The 15,466-nt window shown below is 66.5% G+C and carries 15 protein-coding genes; 9 read left to right on the top strand and 6 right to left on the bottom strand.

Features of this window, described 5'->3' with window-relative positions; all coding sequences use genetic code 11:
- Positions 1 to 91 precede the first annotated feature (91 nt).
- The 9 genes from VL129_RS08180 (at position 92) to VL129_RS08140 (ending at position 10,078) form a co-directional block, all read left to right on the top strand.
- Positions 92 to 1,126 carry a PhoH family protein gene (locus tag VL129_RS08180; protein ID WP_325411907.1) on the top strand — a complete coding sequence of 345 codons (1,035 nt, stop codon included), beginning with the start codon at positions 92 to 94 and terminating at the stop codon, positions 1,124 to 1,126.
- Positions 1,119 to 1,577, top strand: a complete 459-nt coding sequence (ybeY, locus tag VL129_RS08175; RefSeq protein WP_325411905.1) for an rRNA maturation RNase YbeY — start codon at positions 1,119 to 1,121, stop codon at positions 1,575 to 1,577. Before VL129_RS08180 ends, ybeY begins: the two co-directional genes overlap by 8 nt.
- An 11-nt stretch (positions 1,578 to 1,588) precedes the next feature.
- Entirely contained in the window at positions 1,589 to 2,425 is an 837-nt protein-coding gene (locus tag VL129_RS08170; RefSeq protein WP_325411903.1) for an HlyC/CorC family transporter, read from the top strand.
- A 161-nt stretch (positions 2,426 to 2,586) separates the two neighbouring features.
- Complete coding sequence (gene lnt, locus VL129_RS08165) at positions 2,587 to 4,104, top strand: apolipoprotein N-acyltransferase (protein WP_325411901.1); 1,518 nt, start codon at positions 2,587 to 2,589, stop codon at positions 4,102 to 4,104.
- 102 nt (positions 4,105 to 4,206) lie between these two features.
- Positions 4,207 to 6,819, top strand: coding sequence for a leucine--tRNA ligase (gene leuS, locus VL129_RS08160; protein WP_325411899.1), 2,613 nt, complete (start codon positions 4,207 to 4,209; stop codon positions 6,817 to 6,819).
- A gap of 51 nt (positions 6,820 to 6,870) precedes the next feature.
- Positions 6,871 to 7,416: an LPS-assembly lipoprotein LptE gene (locus tag VL129_RS08155; protein WP_325411897.1), complete on the top strand. Its 546-nt coding sequence runs from the start codon at positions 6,871 to 6,873 to the stop codon at positions 7,414 to 7,416.
- Complete coding sequence (gene holA / locus VL129_RS08150; RefSeq protein WP_325411895.1) at positions 7,413 to 8,450, top strand: DNA polymerase III subunit delta; 1,038 nt, start codon at positions 7,413 to 7,415, stop codon at positions 8,448 to 8,450. The genes VL129_RS08155 and holA overlap by 4 nt, the downstream gene beginning before the upstream one ends.
- Positions 8,451 to 8,600: 150 nt before the next feature.
- Positions 8,601 to 8,756 (top strand): alternative ribosome rescue factor ArfA, encoded by a 156-nt coding sequence (gene arfA / locus VL129_RS08145; RefSeq protein WP_325411893.1) that lies wholly within the window; start codon positions 8,601 to 8,603, stop codon positions 8,754 to 8,756.
- 56 nt (positions 8,757 to 8,812) lie between these two features.
- Positions 8,813 to 10,078 carry a lytic murein transglycosylase gene (locus VL129_RS08140; RefSeq protein WP_325411891.1) on the top strand — a complete coding sequence of 422 codons (1,266 nt, stop codon included), beginning with the start codon at positions 8,813 to 8,815 and terminating at the stop codon, positions 10,076 to 10,078.
- Positions 10,079 to 10,218: 140 nt separating this feature from the next.
- Here the strand turns inward: VL129_RS08140 and lipA are convergent, their stop codons facing one another.
- The 6 genes from lipA to mltB all read right to left on the bottom strand — a co-directional run bounded on the left by lipA (position 10,219) and on the right by mltB (position 15,455).
- Positions 10,219 to 11,193 (bottom strand): lipoyl synthase, encoded by a 975-nt coding sequence (gene lipA / locus VL129_RS08135; RefSeq protein WP_325411889.1) that lies wholly within the window; start codon positions 11,191 to 11,193, stop codon positions 10,219 to 10,221.
- Positions 11,190 to 11,849, bottom strand: a complete 660-nt coding sequence (lipB, locus tag VL129_RS08130) for a lipoyl(octanoyl) transferase LipB (protein ID WP_325411887.1) — start codon at positions 11,847 to 11,849, stop codon at positions 11,190 to 11,192. The genes lipA and lipB overlap by 4 nt, the downstream gene beginning before the upstream one ends.
- On the bottom strand, positions 11,849 to 12,127 hold the full coding sequence (locus tag VL129_RS08125; protein ID WP_325411885.1) for a DUF493 domain-containing protein: 279 nt from the start codon (positions 12,125 to 12,127) through the stop codon (positions 11,849 to 11,851). Before VL129_RS08125 ends, lipB begins: the two co-directional genes overlap by 1 nt.
- A gap of 82 nt (positions 12,128 to 12,209) precedes the next feature.
- On the bottom strand, positions 12,210 to 13,370 hold the full coding sequence (locus VL129_RS08120) for a D-alanyl-D-alanine carboxypeptidase family protein (RefSeq protein ID WP_414705168.1): 1,161 nt from the start codon (positions 13,368 to 13,370) through the stop codon (positions 12,210 to 12,212).
- Between the two features lie 127 nt (positions 13,371 to 13,497).
- A complete protein-coding gene (locus VL129_RS08115; RefSeq protein ID WP_325411883.1) occupies positions 13,498 to 14,448 on the bottom strand; it encodes a septal ring lytic transglycosylase RlpA family protein in 951 nt (316 codons plus the stop codon).
- Entirely contained in the window at positions 14,448 to 15,455 is a 1,008-nt protein-coding gene (gene mltB / locus VL129_RS08110; protein WP_325411882.1) for a lytic murein transglycosylase B, read from the bottom strand. Before mltB ends, VL129_RS08115 begins: the two co-directional genes overlap by 1 nt.
- Positions 15,456 to 15,466: the final 11 nt, after the last annotated feature.

Below are 15,466 nucleotides of genomic sequence, written 5' to 3'. Positions count from 1 at the left end.
AACCGCCCGCTGACACTCCCCTCCTTCCCGCCCGACCTCCCCGGCGCTATCCTTGCCCTCATCGTTACTGCCCAAGGCATCCTTAAGCCCCTTGAACACCTCCACCGAGCATCACCATTTCACCCTCGAACCCTTCGAAGCCCGTCGCTTCGCCAATCTCTGCGGACAATTCGACGAACACCTGCGCCTGATCGAACAGCGCCTGGCGGTGGAAATCCGCAACCGGGGCAATCAGTTCGAGCTGGTCGGCGACAAGCGCCATACGCAGAACGTCGAGAATCTCCTGCGCCGCCTGTATCGCGAAACCAAGAGCGTCGAACTCTCGCCCGAACTGGTCCACCTGTTCCTGCAGGAATCGGCCATGGTCGAGCTGGAAGCCGGCAAGGCCGACGCCGGGGTCGCGCTGCGCACCAAGAAGGGCATGATCCGCCCGCGCGGCGCCAACCAGCAGCGCTACGTCAAGGCGATCCTCGACAACGACATCAACTTCGGCATCGGCCCGGCCGGCACCGGCAAGACCTACCTGGCGGTGGCCGCCGCAGTCGACGCGCTGGAGCGCGAACAGGTGCGCCGCATCCTGCTGGTGCGCCCGGCGGTCGAGGCCGGCGAGAAGCTCGGCTTCCTGCCCGGCGACCTGGCACAGAAGATCGACCCCTATCTGCGCCCGCTCTACGACGCGCTGTACGAGATGCTCGGCTTCGAGCACGTGGCGCGCCTGATCGAGAAGCAGGTGATCGAGATTGCGCCGCTGGCCTACATGCGTGGCCGCACGCTGAACAACAGCTTCATCATCCTCGACGAGAGCCAGAACACCACGCTGGAACAGATGAAGATGTTCCTCACGCGCATCGGTTTCGGCTCCACGGCGGTGATCACCGGCGACATCACCCAGGTCGACCTGCCACGCGGCACCAAGAGCGGCCTGGCTCATGTGATCAAGGTGCTCAAGGACGTGCCGGGCATCAGCTTCACCCACTTCCAGCCCAAGGACGTGGTACGCCATCCGCTGGTGCAGCGAATCGTCGAAGCCTACGAGCGCTTCGAGGACGAGCAGGCCACCAGCCGCTCGAACCGTCACACCCCCGCCGACAACGACCCGGGCGCACGGACCGACGACCATGCTTGAGCTGGATTTGCAGCTGGCCAGCAACGGTCAGCACCCGGCCGAGGCCGATTTCCGCCGCTGGTGCGAACTAGCCCTGCGCCAGCGCAGCGGCGATTCGGAACTGACCATCCGCCTGGTCGACGAAGACGAAGGCCGCGAACTGAACCGCACCTGGCGGCACAAGGACTACGCCACCAACGTGCTGTCCTTCCCGGCGGACGTACCCGACGAATTCCTGGATATCCCGCTGCTCGGCGATCTGGTCATCTGCGTGCCGGTGGTCGAACGCGAAGCAACGGAACAGGGCAAGGCCCCGGAGGCCCACTGGGCCCACCTGGTCATCCATGGCTGCCTCCATCTGCTCGGCTACGATCACATCGACGATGCCGAAGCCGAGGAAATGGAAAGCCTGGAACGCGATCTGCTGGCCGAACTGGGGTATCCCGACCCCTACGCCGGCGATGACTACTGAGCAAAGGAACCATGAGCGTAGATCGATCTAGTGAACACAGGTCCTGGCTGGAACGGATCACCCAGGCCTTTGTCCATGAGCCTCGCAACCGCGAGGAACTCCTGGAGGTTCTCCAGGATGCCCACGAAAACCACCTGCTCGACCGGCAGGCCCTCTCCATCGTCGAGGGCGCCATCCAGGTCGCCGACCTGCAGGCACGCGACATCATGGTGCCGCGCTCGCAGATGGTCAGCATCCGTGCCGACCAGTCGCCCCGCGAGTTCCTGCCGATGATCATCGAGGCCGCGCACTCCCGCTATCCGGTGATTGGCGAAGGCCCCGCCGACGTACTCGGCATCCTGCTGGCCAAGGACCTGGTGCCGATGATGCTGCAGCAGCCCGACCAGCCCTTCGATCTGCGCTCGGTGCTGCGCCCGGTCACCTTCGTGCCGGAGTCCAAGCGCCTCAACGTACTGCTCAGGGAATTTCGCAGCACCCGCAACCACATGGCCCTGGTGATCGACGAGTACGGCGGTGTCGCCGGCCTGGTGACCATCGAGGACGTGCTGGAGCAGATCGTCGGCGACATCGAGGACGAGCACGATGTCGAGGAAGACAGCTATATCAAGCCACTGCCCAGCGGCGACTTCATCGTCAAGGCGCAGACCCCGCTGGACAGCTTCAACGAGTTTTTCGAGAGCGAATTCCCCGAGGAAACCTTCGAAAACGTCGGCGGCCTGGTGGTCAACGCCTTCGGCCATCTGCCCAAGCGCAACGAAGTGACCGAGATCGGCGGCTACCGCTTCCGCATCCTCACCGCCGACAGCCAGAACGTGCACCTGCTGCGCATGACGCCGATGGAGTCCTAACAGGACCAAGAACTCGCGACTGAAGTCGCTCCTACGGATCAGCACCGTTTTTTTGTAGGAGCGGCTTCAGCCGCGATTGCTTCGCACCCCGCCCACCCTTGCCTCCCAGCGCGCATTGCCGCTAGCCTCCCGGCTCCTCCGTATTCGCACAAGGATTGCCCATGCGCTGGATCACCCAGCCCGGCTGGATCGGCCATGTCATCGCCCTGGCCGCCGGCGCCCTGACGCCGCTGGCCTTCTCGCCCTTCGATCTGTGGCCGCTGCTGCTGCTGTCCATCGCCCTGTTCTACCTGGGCCTGCGCCACGTCAGCGGCCGCGCCGCCGTGGCGCGCGGCTGGTTCTACGGCTTCGGGGTGTTTGCTGCCGGCACCAGTTGGGTCTACGTCAGCATCCATGACTACGGCGCCGCCTCGGTGCCGCTGGCATTGCTGCTCACCGTGGCCTTTGTCGCCGGACTCGGCCTGCTGTTCGCGCTGCTGGCCTGGCTATGGGCGCGCTGGCTGCGCAGCGGCACGCCGCTGATCGACGCCCTGGCCTTCGCCGCGCTCTGGGTGGCGCTGGAAGCCTTCCGCGGCTGGTTTCTCACCGGCTTCCCCTGGCTGTATGCCGGCTACAGCCAGCTGTACGGCCCGCTGGCCAGCCTGGCGCCGCTGGGCGGGGTGTGGCTGCTGTCTTTCCTGCTGGTGCTGTCCGCCACGCTGATCGTCGAGCTGGCCCGCGTACGCGACAGCAAACTGCTGCTGGGCACCGCGCGGCTGCTGCTGTTCGCCCCCTGGCTGCTCGGTCTGCTGCTGGGCGGCTACAGCTGGACCACGCCCAAGGGCGAGCCGCTCAGCGTCGTCGCCATCCAGGGCAATGTGCCGCAACTGCTCAAGTGGGAGCCGCAGCAGCTCAATGCCCAATTGGCGCTGTACCGCGACCTGACCCTGGCCGCGCCCCGGGCGGACCTGATCGTCTGGCCGGAAACCGCCGTGCCGGTGCTGCGCCACCATGTGGAGCCCTATCTGGCGGCCTTGGGCGAGCATGCCCGCGAACGCAATGCCGCACTGATCACCGGCCTGCCCGTGCGCCAGCCGAACGCCGAGGGCGAGCTGCGCTACTACAACGGTCTGACCAGCCTGGGCGAGGGCTCCGGCACCTACCTGAAGCAGAAACTGGTGCCGTTCGGCGAGTACGTACCGCTGCAGGATGTGCTGCGCGGCCTGATCGAGTTCTTCAACCTGCCGATGTCCGATTTCGCGCGGGGCACGGCCGATCAGCCGCTGCTGCAGGCGCGCGGTTACCAGTTGGCACCGTTCATCTGCTACGAAGTGGTCTACCCGGAATTCGCCGCCGGCCTGGCGGCGCAGAGCGACATCCTGCTCACCGTCAGCAACGACACCTGGTTCGGCTCCTCCATCGGCCCGCTGCAGCACCTGCAGATGGCGCAGATGCGCGCCCTGGAAGCCGGACGCTGGATGATCCGCGCCACCAACAACGGCGTCACCGCGCTGATCGATCCGCACGGACGCATCAGCCAGCAGTTGCCGCAGTTCGAACAGGCCACCCTGCGTGGTGACGTGGTGCCGATGCAGGGCCTGACGCCCTATCTGCGCTGGCGCGGCTGGCCCATGGCACTGCTGCTGGCAGCCATGCTGGGCTGGGCGCTGTATCGGCGCGTTCGGCAACCGCGCGCCTGATGCCAATCACCGCTCGCCGGCATACTCAGTTTCCCTAGTCGAAGGGGGGTCATGTATGCTAGCGGGCTTTCGAATTCCCTCCCCTTCCCAGCGCCAGTAGCCATGCACGAACAGTATCAGCCCAGCGAAATCGAACCCGCCGCGCAGTCCCACTGGGACGCCAAGGACTCCTTCAAGGTCGGCGAACAGCCCGGCAAGGACACCTACTACTGCCTGTCGATGTTCCCCTACCCGAGCGGCAAGCTGCACATGGGGCACGTGCGCAACTACACCATCGGCGACGTGATTGCCCGCTACCAGCGCATGCTGGGCAAGAACGTGCTGCAACCGATGGGCTGGGACGCCTTCGGCATGCCGGCCGAAAACGCCGCCATGAAGAACCAGGTGGCGCCGGCCAAGTGGACCTACGAGAACATCGCCTACATGAAATCCCAGCTGAAGAGCCTGGGCCTGGCGATCGACTGGTCGCGCGAAGTCACCACCTGCAAGCCGGACTACTACCGCTGGGAACAGTGGCTGTTCACCCGCCTGTTCGAGAAGGGCGTGATCTACCGCAAGAACGGCACCGTGAACTGGGACCCGGTGGACCAGACCGTGCTGGCCAACGAGCAGGTGATCGACGGGCGCGGCTGGCGCTCCGGCGCGCTGGTCGAGAAGCGCGAGATCCCCATGTACTACTTCCGCATCACCGCCTACGCGGAAGAGCTGCTCGCCGACCTGGACAAGCTCGATGGCTGGCCCGAGCAGGTCAAGACCATGCAGCGCAACTGGATCGGCAAGAGCTTCGGTGCCGACATCGTCTTCGACTATGACGTCGACAGCATCGGCACCGACGGCCAGCTGAAGGTCTACTCGACCCGCCCGGACACCCTGATGGGCGCCACCTACGTGGCTGTGGCCGCCGAGCACCCGCTGGCGATCCGCGCCGCCGAGAACAATGCCGAACTGGCCGCGTTCATCGCCGAATGCAAGGCCGGCTCCGTGGCCGAGGCCGACATGGCCACCATGGAAAAGAAGGGCATGCCCACCGGGCAGTTCGTCATCCACCCGCTCAACGGCCAAAAGCTGCCGGTGTTCGTGGCCAACTACGTGCTGTGGGGCTATGGCGAAGGCGCCGTGATGGCCGTGCCGGCCCATGACGAGCGCGACTTCGAATTCGCCAACAAGTACCGCCTGCCGATCGTTCAGGTGTACCGCGCCGACGGCAAGGACTTCAGCGCCAGCGAGTGGCAGGACTGGTACGCCGACAAGAGCGGTCTGACCACCGTCAATTCCGCCCAGTACGACAACCTGGAGTTCCAGGCCGCCTTCGACGCCATCGTCGCCGACCTGGAAGCCGCCGAGCACGGCGCCCGCAAGACCCAGTTCCGCCTGCGCGACTGGGGCATCAGCCGCCAGCGCTACTGGGGCTGCCCGATCCCGATCATCCACTGCCCGAGCTGTGGCGACGTGCCGGTGCCGGAAGACCAGCTGCCGGTCGTGCTGCCCGAGGACGTGGTGCCGGACGGCACCGGCTCGCCGCTGGCCAAGATGCCGGAGTTCTACACCTGCACCTGCCCGAAGTGCGGCACTGCGGCCAAGCGCGAAACCGACACCATGGACACCTTCGTGGAATCGTCCTGGTACTTCGCCCGCTACGCCTCGCCGCAGTATGACCAGGGCATGGTCGACCCGGCTGCCGCCAACCACTGGCTGCCGGTCGACCAGTACATCGGCGGCATCGAGCACGCCATCCTGCACCTGCTGTATGCGCGCTTCTTCCACAAGCTGATGCGCGACGAAGGCCTGGTCAGCTCCGATGAGCCGTTCACCAACCTGCTGACCCAGGGCATGGTGGTCGCCGAAACCTACTACCGCAGCCTGCCCAACGGCGGCAAGGACTGGTTCAACCCGGCGGATGTGGAAATCGAGCGCGACAGCAAGGCCAAGATCGTGGCCGCCAAGCTGAAGAGCGACGGCCTGCCGGTGGAAATCGGCGGCGTGGAGAAGATGTCCAAGTCCAAGAACAACGGCGTGGACCCGCAGGCGATGATCGACGCCTACGGCGCCGACACCTGCCGCCTGTTCATGATGTTCGCTTCGCCGCCGGACATGAGCTGCGAGTGGTCGGACGCCGGCGTCGAGGGCGCCAACCGCTTCCTGCGCCGCGTCTGGCGTCTGGCCCACAACCATGTCAGCGCCGGCCTGCCGGGTGCGCTGGATCTCGCCAGCCTGGCCGACGAGCAGAAGGCCGTGCGCCGCGCCATTCACCTCGCCATCAAGCAGGCCAGCACCGATGTCGGCCAGAACCACAAGTTCAACACCGCCATCGCCCAGGTGATGACGCTGATGAACGTGCTGGAGAAGGCCCCGACCGCCAGCGCACAGGACCGCGCCCTGCTGCAGGAGGGCCTGGAAACCGTGGCCCTGCTGCTCGCGCCGATCACCCCGCACATCTGCCACGCGCTGTGGCAGCAACTGGGCAAGGCTGGCGACATCATCGACGCCGCCTGGCCGAGCGTCGACGAAAGCGCCCTGGTGCAGGACACCCTGACCCTGGTGGTGCAGGTCAACGGCAAGCTGCGCGGCCAGATCGACGTGCCGGCCAGCGCCAGCCGCGAAGCCGTGGAAGCCGCCGCCCGCGCCAACGAGAACGTCCTGCGCTTTACTGAAGGCCTGACGATTCGCAAGGTGATCGTGGTACCCGGCAAGCTGGTCAACATCGTCGCCAACTAACCGCGCCATCCGCCCCGGCGCCGCCGGGGCGATCGCTCAGGAGACCGCCCGATGCCGCATCGCTTCCTGCTGATCCTCGCCGCCACGCTGCTGCTCGGCGCCTGCGGTTTCCAGCTGCGCGGCACCGGCGGCGGCGAGGCGTTCGCCCTGCGCGAGCTGGACCTGCGCGCCGAGGACCGCTACGGCGACGCCGCCCGCCAGTTGCGCACGCTGCTGGAGACCCGTGGCGTGCGTGTCCATCCGGGCGCGCCCTACCAACTGGTGCTGCTGGAAGAAGAAGTCGACCAGCGCACCGCCAGCTTCACCAGCGGCGCACGCAGCGCCGAATACGAGCTGACCGCCGCACTGGATTACCAGATCCGCAGCCGCCAGCACCCCCTGCTGGAAAACCGCCTGGAAACCCAGAAGGTGGTGGCCCACGACCAGAACAACCTGATCGGCTCGGAGCAGGAACGCCAGCAACAGCTGGAGGAAATGCGCCGCGATCTGCTACAGCAACTGGTGCGCCGCCTGCAGGTGCTCTCCCCCGCCGAGCTCGAACGCCTCGACGCCCAGGCCACGGCCAAGGCGCAGGCCGAACAGCGCGCCGCTCCATGAAGCTGTCTCCGGCCCAGCTCGGCAAGCATCTGCAAGGGTCGCTGGCGCCCGTGTACGCGGTCAGCGGCGACGAGCCGCTGCTCTGCCAGGAGGCCTGCGATGCCATTCGCGCCGCCGCCCGCAGTCAGGGCTTCGGCGAACGCCAGGTATTCCATGCGGAAGCCAACTTCGACTGGGGCCAGCTCTACGAGGCGGGCGCCAGCCTGTCGCTGTTCGCCGAAAAGCGCCTGATCGAACTGCGCCTGCCGTCCGGCAAGCCCGGCGACAAGGGCGCCAGCGCCCTGCTCGATTACCTGGCGCGCCCTGCCGAGGACACCGTGCTGCTGCTGCAGCTGCCCAAGCTGGATGGCAGCAGCCAGAAGACCAAATGGGCCAAGGCGCTGATCGAGGGTCAGGCCAGCCAGTTCGTGCAGATCTGGCCAGTGGATGCCCAGCAGTTGCCGCAATGGATCAACCAGCGCCTGGGCCAGGCGGGTCTCGCCGCCACTCCGGAGGCGGTGGAGCTGATCGCCGCGCGGGTGGAAGGCAATCTGCTGGCCGCCGTGCAGGAAATCGAAAAGCTCAAGTTGTTGGCCGAGGGGCAGAAGATCGATGCGGACACCGTGCAGGCCGCCGTGGCCGACAGCGCGCGCTTCGACGTCTTCGGCCTGATCGACGCCGCCCTGGCCGGACAGGCGCCGCACGCGCTGCGCATGCTGGAAGGCCTGCGCGGCGAGGGACTGGAGGCGCCGGTGATTCTCTGGGCGCTGGCCCGCGAGGTACGCCAGTTGGCCAACCTGGCATTCCAGCATGAGCAGGGCCTGCCGCTGGAGCGCGCCTTCGCCCAGTGCCGGCCGCCGGTGTGGGACAAGCGCCGCCCGCTGCTTTCCCGCGCGCTGCAACGCCACAGCGCCAGCCGCTGGGGCCAGCTGCTGCGCGACGCCCAGCGCATCGACGCGCAGATCAAGGGCCAGGCCGCCGGCGACCCCTGGGCGGGGCTGGCCAGCCTGACCCTGCAGATCGCCGGGCTGCGTTTGCCGCTGCCGAACCTATAGGGCGGACAACGTCTTTCTCGGCCGCCGCGGCGGACACACCCTGGCGGCCGGACAGCGCCGACCGCCTACGGCAACAAACCAGATCACGCTGGACAATTTCTGCACAACCCCTATGATGCGCGCCAGTCACCGACCCACTGGAGAACCTGCATGGCCAAACAACCCAAGCGGCCAAACAAGGCCAAGTCCCTCGTCGCCCAGCCCCTGTTCCGCAGCCGCCAGGAACAGCCGAAAAAGGGCAAGGGCAGCTACCGTCGCGAAGCCTCCCAGCACAACTGGGAGGCTTCCGTCGTTCTGGCCGCCTGAATTTTTTCAGCCATGATAAGGTCTTGTTCCATAAGTCGATTTCGAGACCGCTTCGCATGCCGTTCTTTCCGGCCGCCCTACGGCCTCCCCTGCTGATCGCCTCCGTCGCTCTCCTGCTCTTCGCCGTCAGCCTGCCGCTTTCCTCCAGCGCCGAGCCCCGCCGGAGCCTCGCCGAAATGCGCGAGGAACACATCAGTTTTGCCGCCTGGCTCGCCGAGTTTCGCCGCGAGGCGCTGCACGCCGGCATCGCCCCGGACATTCTCGACGCCGCCCTGCGCGGCCTGCGCCCCGACGCCGAGGTGATCAAGGCCGACCGCAGCCAACCGGAATTCACCCGACCGATCTGGGAATACCTGGACGGCGCCCTGTCGCTGCGCCGCCTGGCGCGCGCCGAGCAACTGCTGGAAGAACACGCCGCCCTGCTACACCGCATCGAGCAGCACTATGGCGTGGACCGCCAGACGCTGGTGGCCATCTGGGGCCTGGAGAGCAACTTCGGCCAGACCCAGGGCAGCAAGTCGGTGATCCGTTCACTGGCCACCCTGGCCCATGAGGGGCGTCGCCCGGAATTCGCCCATCAGCAGCTCATCGCCGCCCTGCAGATCCTTCAGCAGGGCGACATCACCCCGCGCCGCATGCGCGGTTCCTGGGCCGGCGCCATGGGCCAGACCCAGTTCATTCCCACCACCTACCAGCGTTACGCGGTGGACTTCGACGGCGACGGGCGGCGCGACATCTGGAACTCGACCGCCGATGCGCTCGCCTCCACCGCCCACTACCTGCAGCGTTCCGGCTGGCGACTGGGCCAGCCCTGGGGATTCGAGGTCGGCCTGCCGGCCAATTTCGACTATTCCCATGCCGATCCCCAGGCACGCAAGACCCTGCTGGAATGGCAGCAACTGGGCGTTTCCATTCCCGACCTGCCGCCGCAGTACGGGGACCAGGAAGCCAGCCTGCTGCTGCCGGCCGGACACCTGGGGCCGGCCTTCCTGACCCTGGCGAACTTCCGCGCCATCCTCAAGTACAACAACTCCAGCGCCTACGGCATGGCCATCGGCCTGTTCGGCGATCGGCTGAGCGGCAACGGCGAAATCTCCGCCCGCTGGCCCTACCACGAGCGGCCGCTGTCCCGGGCCGAGCGCATCGAACTGCAGGAGCGCCTCACCCGTCTGGGTTATACGCTGGGCGAGCCGGACGGCATCATCGGCGCCAACAGTCGACAGGCGATCCGCGCTTTCCAGATGGACCACGGCCTGGCCGCCGACGGCTTTGCCAGTTCCTCGCTGCTCAAGCGGCTGCGCCGGGAGACCGGCAGGCGGTAGCCGGCAAGGACTGTGGGAGCGAATTCACTCGCGAGCTTCGGGGTGCGGCCTGCACGAAGAGCTCGCGGACAAGTCCGCTCCCACAGCCCATGCAGAACGAAAAGGCGATCCGAGGATCGCCTTTTCGTTTCCGCAGCGGATCAGTTGATCTTCCCGCCATGCGCCTGCTGGTCGGCGTGGTAGGAGGAGCGCACCAGCGGGCCGGAGGCGACGTTCTTGAAGCCCATCTTCGCGCCTTCCTCGGCGAACCAGGCGAAGGTGTCCGGATGCACGAAGCGCTGCACGGCGAGGTGCTCGCGCGACGGCTGCAGGTACTGGCCGAGGGTCAGCATGTCCACGTCGTGCTCGCGCAGACGGTGCATCACCTCGATCACTTCCTCGTCGGTCTCGCCCAGGCCGAGCATCAGGCCGGACTTGGTCGGCACGCCCGGCACGCGCTTCTTGAAGTTTTCCAGCAGGTCCAGCGACCACTCGAAGTCCGAACCCGGGCGCGACGCCTTGTACAGGCGCGGCACGGTTTCCAGATTGTGGTTGAACACGTCCGGCGGCTCGGTGGCGGTGATATCCAGGGCGATGTCCATGCGGCCGCGATAGTCCGGCACCAGGGTTTCCAGCTGCACGTTGGGCGACAGCTTGCGGATCTCGCGCAGGCAGTCGGCGAAATGCTGGGCGCCGCCGTCGCGCAGGTCGTCGCGGTCCACCGAGGTGATCACCACGTAGCGCAGGCGCAGGTCGGCGATGGCCTGCGCCAGGTTCATCGGCTCGTCGGCATCCAGCGGCTTGGGCCGGCCGTGGCCGACGTCGCAGAACGGGCAGCGACGGGTACAGATGTCGCCCATGATCATGAAGGTGGCGGTGCCACCGGAGAAACACTCGCCCAGGTTCGGGCAGGAGGCCTCTTCACAGACGCTGTGCAGGCGATGCTTGCGCAGCAGTTGTTTGATCCGGTCCACCTCGGGCGACACCGGTACGCGAACCCGGATCCAGTCCGGTTTCTTCGGCAGTTCCTCGGTGGGGATGACCTTGACCGGAATGCGCGCCACCTTCTCGGCGCCACGCAGCTTGGTGCCCGTTTCCAGCTTGGCCGGCTTGCCGGCGTTTTCCTGACTGCTCATAGCGATTCGATCCCGCCCTCGAGGGCCTTGAAACCTGCATAGTCGAGGTGTGTGACGAGCTGATCGCGCAGGCGGGCACTCACCTCGGGAAAATCGATGGGTCGCCCCAACAGCTCACGCAGCTGGGTCATGGCCAGGCCGGCATAGCCACAGGGGTTGATGCGCCGGAAGGGCTCCATGTCCATGTCCAGGTTCAGCGCCAGGCCATGGAAGGAGCAGCCACGGCGAATGCGCAGCCCCAGCGAGGCGATCTTGGCGCCGTCGACGTAGACGCCGGGCGCGTCGGGGCGCGCCGCCGCCGTCACGCCGTAGCTGGCCAGCAGGTCGACCAGGCTCTGCTCGATGCGGCTGACCAGGTCGCGCACGCCCAGGTCGTGGCGGCGCACATCGATCAGCAGATAGATCACCAGTTGGCCGGGGCCGTGATAGGTCACCTGGCCGCCACGGTCCACCTGCACCACCGGAATGTCGCCCGGAAACAGCACGTGTTCGGCCTTGCCGGCCTGGCCCTGGGTGAATACCGACGGATGCTGGAGCAGCCAGATCTCATCGCCGGTTCGTTCGTCACGTTCCTGGGTGAAGCGCTGCATGGCCTGCCAGGTCGGCAGGTAATCCACCAGACCGAGCTCGCGCACCCCCAGCAGCCTGGGCTCCATCAGAGCACCATGTGCACGCGCCCGGTGGCGCGCAGATCCATGTGGATGGCCTGCAGCTGGTCGGTACTGGAAGCGGTGATCAGCACCTGCACGGACATGAAGCGCCCCTTGCTGCTGTCCCGCAGCACCAGGCTGCCTTCATCGAAGTCGGCGACATGCCGGCGCATGATGTCGATGACCAGTGCGGCGAAGCCTTCGCCGGCATCGCCGATCACCTTGATGGGATAATGCTCGCAGGGAAATTCGATCCTGGGAGCCTGAACGTCGGAATGGGTCATAACTACAACTTCCCCAAGAATGGACTCGTGATCCACAAGCACGACAGCCCGCCGGTGGGCGGGCTGTCGTCGCTACGACCGGTCAGTTGAACAAGCCGTAGAAAAACAGTCGGATACTATCCCAGAGGCGGGCGAAAAAGCCACCCTGCTCCACCCCTTCCAGGGCGATCAGGTCCGCGCTGTGGATCAGCTGGTCGCCATCGCGCACCTCTACCTTGCCGATCACTGCGCCCTGCTCGATCGGAGCCATCAGTTGGCGGTCCAGCTGCAGCGTTGCCTGCAGCTGCTGGCTGCGGCCGCGCGGCACGGTCAGGGTAAGGTTCTCGCGCAGGCCGGCCTGGATCTCGTCCTCCGCGCCCTTCCAGACCCGGGCCCGGGTGAGGGCCTGGCCCTTCTCGTAGAAGGTGCGGGTTTCGAAGAAGCGGAACCCGTAGGTGAGCAGCTTCTGCGTCTCGGCCGAGCGCGCCTCCTCGCCGCTGGTGCCGAATACCGCGGTGATCAGCCGCTGGCCATCGCGCTCGGCGGATGCCACCAGGCAGTAACCCGCCTCGTCGGTGTGCCCGGTCTTCAGCCCATCCACCGTCGAATCGCGCCACAGCAGAAGGTTGCGGTTGGGCTGGCGGATGTTGTTCCAGAAGAATTCCTTCTGCTTGTAGAGGGCGTAATGCTGGGGATCGTCGTAGATGATCGCGCGCGCCAGCTTGGCCATGTCATGCGCAGAGGAGTAATGCTCCGGGTGCGGCAGCCCGGTGGCGTTGCGGAACTGGGTGTTGTCCAGCCCGAGGCGATCGGCCTGCTGGTTCATCAGGTCGGCGAAGGCCTCCTCGCTACCGGCGATGTGTTCGGCCAGCGCCACGCTGGCGTCATTGCCGGACTGGATGATCACCCCGTGCAGCAGGTCGTTGACCGACACCTCACTGCCGACCTGGATGAACATGCGCGAACCGCCGGTGCGCCAGGCCTTTTCGCTGACCCGGACCAGATCCTCCTCGCGGATCTGCCCGCGATTGATTTCCAAGGTGGCGATGTAGGCGGTCATCAGCTTGGTGAGGCTGGCCGGCGGCAGGCGCTCGTCGGCGTTTTGCTCGACCAGGATCTGGCCGCTGGCGGCGTCCATCAGCACGTAGGACTTGGCCGCCAGTTGCGGCGCGGCGGGAATGATCGGCTCGGCGGCCCAGCTCATGGAAACACCGAACGCCAGGAAGGACGCCAGTACACGGGGGGCAAAACTGAAGATGTTCATCCTTCTCCCTGCAAAAAAAGTCAAAACGAAGCCATGAGGCCAAAGCCCCATCAGACCGGTGAAAAGAACGTTAGTTCACGACGTGGAAGTAACCACGTGTTTCGTCACAGAACCGGCAACGCCCCGCTCAGTCGGGGCGCACCAGCTGGGGAGCGCCCAGATTGGCCAGGCGCACGCTCTGCTGCAGGCGCTGCGCCTCGCCGGAGCTGCCGATGGGTCCCAACCGCACGCGATGCAGCACTTGGCGATTATGGACCACGGAACTGATGAAAACCGGAACCGCTACCGTTTCGCTCAGCTGCGCCCGCAGCAGTTCGGCGGCGTCGGGATTGGCGAAGGCACCGACCTGCAGGTAGAAGCCCCTGTCGGGAACGGCCGAGGCGGGCGTGCCCACCTGCACCGGCAGAACTGCGGCGGCATGCTGGGCGGGCGGCGGCACGTACTGTTCGACCTGACCCGGCGCGCCCGAAGCGTACGATCCCGCCGCCGGCTGGGCCGCCGCACGAGGAACCGGCTGGCCGCGCTCGGCCCACCACTGGTAGGGGTCGATGCCTTCCACATGTACCCGCGCCGTGCCGCTCTCGGCGAAGCCGAGCTTTTTGGCCGCCGCGAAGGACAGGTCGATGATGCGGTCGGAATAGAAGGGGCCACGGTCATTGACGCGCAGCACCACCTTTCGGCCGTTGTCCAGGTTGGTGACGCGCACATAGCTGGGCAGCGGCAGGGTCTTGTGGGCGGCGGTCATGCCGTACAGATCGTAGCGCTCGCCGTTGGCGGTGAGCTGATCGTGGAACTTGGTGCCATACCAGGACGCCGTGCCGGTCTCGCGGTAGGTGCGGGCGTCGCTCATCGGGTAATAGCTTTTGCCCAGCACCGTGTAGGGATTCGCCTTGACGCGCCCGTAATGGGGCATCGGCACGGCGTCGGGAACCTTGGAAACATCCACGTCCCACCAGGGCGCGCCGTCCTTGTGCGGACGCGTATAGTCCGTGGCGCCACCGGACGGCGTCCCGCTCGGCGGACCCGAACAACCCGCCAGCAGCAGGCCGGCCAACAGCGTCAGGTGCAGCAATCGCATCAACGTACCCCCCGCGCCTGCGCCAGCGCCTCACCCAGCTGATGCACGGCCATCGCATACATGGCGCTGCGGTTGTAGCGGGTGATCACATAGAAGTTCGGCAGGCCCAGCCAGTATTCCGCGCCTGCCTCGCCGTCGAAGCGGATGGCGGTCGCCGGCAGCGCGTCGTCGACCGCCGGCTCGGCATGCCAACCCAGCGCACGCAGTTCGGCCACGCTCAGCTGCGCTTCGAGGCCGGGACTGATGCCCTCCTCGACCCGCTCGCCCTCGACCCGGGCGCGGCTGACCACGCCGGCCCCGCTGACCCAGCCGTGGCGCTTGAAATAACTGGCCACGCTGCCGATCGCGTCCACCGGGTTGTTCCAGATGTCGATGCGGCCATCGCCGTCGAAATCCACGGCATAGGCGCGGAAACTGCCCGGCATGAACTGCGGCAGCCCCATGGCCCCGGCGTAGGAGCCCTTCAGGCGCAGCGGATCGACCTGTTCCTCGCGGGACAGCAGCAGGAATTCGCGCAGTTGCTGGCAGAAGAATGGCGCGCGCGGCGGGTAGTCGAAGCACAGGGTGGACAGCGCATCCAGCACCCGATAGCTGCCGGTGTTGCGACCGTAGAAGGTTTCCACGCCGATGATGGCGACGATCACTTCGGCCGGCACGCCATAGTCGCGCTCGGCGCGGCTCAGCGCCGCCTCGTGCTCGCGCCAGAAGTCCACGCCACGGGCGATGCGCGCCTCGGTGAGGAAGATCGGCCGGTACTCGCTCCACGGCTTGACCCGTTCGGCGGGCCGGGAGATGGCTTCGAGAATCACCGGCTTGCGCTCGGCCTCGGTGAACAGCGCTTCCAGCTGCTCGGCGGCGAAGCCATGACTGAGGGTCATCTCCTCGATCAGCTGGCGCACCTGCGGCGCATCCTGGTAATCGCCGCCGGCGGCACCGCTCACGGACACACAGCCCGTGGCGCACAGGCCCAGCAGGCCATGGATGATTCGTTGGACAGTTTTGCGCATAGCGGCCCTGA

The organism is Pseudomonas sp., assembly GCF_035497915.1.
Lineage (GTDB): Bacteria > Pseudomonadota > Gammaproteobacteria > Pseudomonadales > Pseudomonadaceae > Serpens.
The sequence above is the reverse complement of the archived record's forward strand: the minus strand, read 5'-3'. Positions and strand labels throughout refer to the sequence as shown.

What these genes read in the sequence shown, in the direction of transcription:
- ybeY (WP_325411905.1), top strand. Translation starts at nt 1,119, where the DNA reads ATGCTTGAGCTGGATTTGCAGCTGGCCAGCAACGGTCAGCACCCGGCC.
- VL129_RS08170 (WP_325411903.1), top strand. Translation starts at nt 1,589, where the DNA reads ATGAGCGTAGATCGATCTAGTGAACACAGGTCCTGGCTGGAACGGATC.
- lnt (WP_325411901.1), top strand. Translation starts at nt 2,587, where the DNA reads ATGCGCTGGATCACCCAGCCCGGCTGGATCGGCCATGTCATCGCCCTG.
- leuS (WP_325411899.1), top strand. Translation starts at nt 4,207, where the DNA reads ATGCACGAACAGTATCAGCCCAGCGAAATCGAACCCGCCGCGCAGTCC.
- VL129_RS08155 (WP_325411897.1), top strand. Translation starts at nt 6,871, where the DNA reads ATGCCGCATCGCTTCCTGCTGATCCTCGCCGCCACGCTGCTGCTCGGC.
- holA (WP_325411895.1), top strand. Translation starts at nt 7,413, where the DNA reads ATGAAGCTGTCTCCGGCCCAGCTCGGCAAGCATCTGCAAGGGTCGCTG.
- arfA (WP_325411893.1), top strand. Translation starts at nt 8,601, where the DNA reads ATGGCCAAACAACCCAAGCGGCCAAACAAGGCCAAGTCCCTCGTCGCC.
- VL129_RS08140 (WP_325411891.1), top strand. Translation starts at nt 8,813, where the DNA reads ATGCCGTTCTTTCCGGCCGCCCTACGGCCTCCCCTGCTGATCGCCTCC.
- lipA (WP_325411889.1), bottom strand. Translation starts at nt 11,193, where the DNA reads ATGAGCAGTCAGGAAAACGCCGGCAAGCCGGCCAAGCTGGAAACGGGC.
- lipB (WP_325411887.1), bottom strand. Translation starts at nt 11,849, where the DNA reads ATGGAGCCCAGGCTGCTGGGGGTGCGCGAGCTCGGTCTGGTGGATTAC.
- VL129_RS08125 (WP_325411885.1), bottom strand. Translation starts at nt 12,127, where the DNA reads ATGACCCATTCCGACGTTCAGGCTCCCAGGATCGAATTTCCCTGCGAG.
- VL129_RS08120 (WP_414705168.1), bottom strand. Translation starts at nt 13,370, where the DNA reads ATGAACATCTTCAGTTTTGCCCCCCGTGTACTGGCGTCCTTCCTGGCG.
- VL129_RS08115 (WP_325411883.1), bottom strand. Translation starts at nt 14,448, where the DNA reads ATGCGATTGCTGCACCTGACGCTGTTGGCCGGCCTGCTGCTGGCGGGT.
- mltB (WP_325411882.1), bottom strand. Translation starts at nt 15,455, where the DNA reads ATGCGCAAAACTGTCCAACGAATCATCCATGGCCTGCTGGGCCTGTGC.